At 31.9% G+C, this 1,537-nt stretch carries 2 protein-coding genes; both read right to left on the reverse strand.

Annotated features, from left to right (window positions below):
- Positions 1-81 precede the first annotated feature (81 nt).
- Positions 82-1,293 (reverse strand): PBSX family phage terminase large subunit, encoded by a 1,212-nt coding sequence (locus VLM92_RS05035; RefSeq protein WP_325275265.1) that lies wholly within the window; start codon positions 1,291-1,293, stop codon positions 82-84.
- Positions 1,293-1,537 (reverse strand): hypothetical protein (locus VLM92_RS05040; protein WP_325275266.1); only part of this gene is annotated, 245 nt, incomplete at its 5' end. The genes VLM92_RS05040 and VLM92_RS05035, both read right to left, overlap by 1 nt.

The raw sequence follows: 1,537 nt of genomic DNA on the forward strand, positions 1-1,537 counted from the left end.
GTCTTTCAGTTTCGCTGGCAGGTGGGAAACTTGCACCTAATTTTAAAAAGTCTAAATTTGTTAACATATAATCACCCCCTCTTAAATATTTGCATTGATAAATCCTCTAGGCAATCCTTTTTTCTTATTGTCACTGTATAAGGCATACCTCAAAGCATCTAAAACATCATCATTAGTTTTTACAGGCTCGTCTTTGCCACTATGCCATACATAGTTGTATATTTCAGTTTTAAATAAATCTACTTCGTTTTCTACTACGAATAATTTATTAGATTTAAGAAGCTTAGATACAACCTCTATTCCACTTAGTACCGACTTGTCTGCATTTCTAGCTTGAATACCTTCGCGTCTAAACCTTTGAACGTGTTCGGGCCTAGCACTATCACAATAAAAAGTAATATCACCATGCATTGACTTTATTTTCTTAGCTTCATCAACCCAAAAGTCAATTTCCTTATGTTGTCTAGCAATTTCTTTTATTAGATAATAGTTGCCCTCATAATCTTCACCACATACTACTATTGATCCGTGATGTTCATAACCCCAGTCAACGCCTGCAAAATACTTTTTAAATTTAATATCATCTATTGTTTTTATGTAATGAGTATCTTTATTAAAGTCTTTATAAACTACACCTTCACTTGCTACCCATACCCCTAATATATCTCTATCGAAAAACATTCCACTTGGCGTGGAAGCTTCTATTGATTCAACATATTCCCTATTTAAAAATGTATTATCATATAGGGTAAAATTAAAAGCTTTTATATTAAGTTGACCGTTAGATAATCTTTGGCCATCTTTATCAACGTAATCTATTTTAACGGTATGAGTTGGGTTCTCGGGGTTAGTATCCATATAGATTCTAGCACCTTCATATGAGCATCTTGAAATAGCTTCCTTTACAAAACTATCATGTAATGTAGTAGCTTCATTTAAAAAAGCACCTGCACTTGTAAACCCTCTCATTTGTTTAAAGGCATCAGAATTAGCACCATGAAAACAATATATTTTATTGCCAAATAGTTCAAAAGAATTATCCTTAGATAACTTAATTTCTCTATTGAGTAGCACCTCTAAATCATTAATAACATTACGTCTTAAAGAAGCTTGACTTGTACCACCTAATATAAAAGATAAATTCATGTCCTTATACTTGGCCACATGCCATATAAATATTAAAGACAATACATAAGTCTTACCAGCTCTTTTAGCACCACTACATATTAATATCTTAGGATTATCATACTTAAAGCTTCTTAATACTTCTAATTGCTTCTCATGGAAATTCATTATATATCACCCAAAGCTTCTTTTAATACTTTAGCTATTTCATTCTCTGTAGAGTTGCTATCTGACTTGTCTTTAGTTGGCCATAAATCATTTAAATCACATTGGCCTTTAACTGCATTTAAGTATGCTGAACTATTTGCTTGTTTTAGGCCTTTGTCTTGAATATCCTTTTTAGATACTTGTTTGATCCACTCATAATCTTCATTAGCTTGTTCCCTAGTATACAAAGCTTTGTCTTTAAATT

Source organism: Romboutsia sp. (genome assembly GCF_035470145.1).
Lineage (GTDB): Bacteria > Bacillota > Clostridia > Peptostreptococcales > Peptostreptococcaceae > Romboutsia_D.

Excerpts from the sequence above, each read along its gene's own strand:
- VLM92_RS05035 (WP_325275265.1), bottom strand. The coding sequence starts at position 1,293 with ATGAATTTCCATGAGAAGCAATTAGAAGTATTAAGAAGCTTTAAGTAT.